This is a genomic window from Sediminibacterium sp. FW305-C-269 (genome assembly GCF_058231045.1).
Map to the genome: position 1 here is coordinate 253,251 of NZ_JBIQXQ010000001.1, position 1,672 is coordinate 254,922.

At 49.2% G+C, this 1,672-nt stretch carries 1 protein-coding gene; it reads left to right on the forward strand.

The genetic code is table 11. The annotated features are described in order from the left end of the window. Window positions 1–1,672 (forward strand): DUF8696 domain-containing protein (locus ACH3Y6_RS01030; protein WP_490834583.1); only part of this gene is annotated, 1,672 nt, incomplete at both ends.

Below are 1,672 nucleotides of genomic sequence, written 5' to 3' on the forward strand. Positions count from 1 at the left end.
ATACCTGGAACAACATCACCAATACCACTGATCAGCTCACCTATACAAACCTTACTACCACCACACAGTACAGGGTGGCCGTACAAAGCGGTGTTTGTAACCCCATCTATTCCAATATCATTACCATTACCGTGCTGCAAGCAGTAACCACTGCCAATGCAGGAGCCGATCAGCAACTGTGTAATGTAACTTCTGCTGCTTTGGCGGCCAATACACCTGTTTCCGGAACAGGAACCTGGTCATTGATTTCCGGCCCCTCCGCTGTTAGTTTCACCAATGCCAACAATCCGGTTACTACCATTAATGGATTGACTGCCGGTACTTACCAATTAGCATGGACCATCAGCAATGGGGTTTGTGCAACATCGCAGGATCAGGTGAGCCTAACAGTGTATCCTAACACGATACCCGGGATATTGGCATCAGATGCTACCGTTTGTGCCACTGCCAATAGCGGCACCCTTTCTTTAACCGGTTATAGCAGTTCCATCCTCCGGTGGGAATCATCCACAGATAATGGTACAACATGGAATAACATAGCCAATACAAGTTCCAGTTACACGTACAATAACCTCGCTAATACTACCCGTTACAGAGCGTATGTGCAAAATGCAGTTTGTCCGGCACTGTATTCCAATATCGCCACCATCAATGTGGTGCAGGCTGCTACCGTTGCCGATGCAGGTCCTGATGTAATCATCGTGAATGGCATTACCAGTACAAAGCTGAAGGCCAATGTACCCACATCGGGTACCGGTACCTGGACGCAGATCTCCGGACCTACCACACTCAGTTTCTCCAACCCTAACGATCCGAAAGCCACCGTGGGCGGACTGGAATTTATTAAAGGATCTCCCCCAACGGATGGTATCTACCAGTTACGCTGGACCATCAGCAATGGGGTTTGTGCTGTTTCGGAAGACATCATGCAGATCACAGTGCAGCCTCCTACCAATCCCGGCAGGATCGGTCCGGATGCAGTGGTTTGTACCAGTAATAACCACGGCACACTGGTACTCTCTGAATACCTGGGAACCATTCTGCAATGGGAATCTTCTATTGATTACGGTGTAACCTGGACCCCGATCGCCAGTACTATAGGAACCAACCAGAACACCTATGAATACAACAACCTGACCACTACTACGTTGTTCAGGGCCCTGGTACAAAACGGGGTGGGCCTGCCTTTATATTCAGGTATTGCAGCCACGGTCACTGTATTACAACTGGTTACCCCTGCTGATGCAGGAGCCGACCAGGCTGTTTGTAACAGTACTACTACTGTATTGGCAGGTAATACGCCTACTTCCGGTACCGGTACCTGGTCTTTTGTTTCCGGACCCTCCGCCGTTAGTTTCAGTAATGCCGCAGATCCGGCTTCGATTGTGAACGGTTTAACAACAGGTACCTATCAGTTGGCCTGGACCATTTCCAATGGTATCTGTTCAGATTCAAAAGACATTATGGAGATCACCGTATATGATCCGACTGTTGCCGGCTCGCTTGCGGCAGCTGCTACCGTTTGTGCTACCTCCAATTCCGGTACACTCTCACTTACCGGATATCTAAGTTCCGTAGTGCGTTGGGAATACTCGACCAACAGTGGTGCCAGCTGGAACAATATTGCCGCCACTACCGACACCTATACTTACAACAATCTTTCTGCTACCAC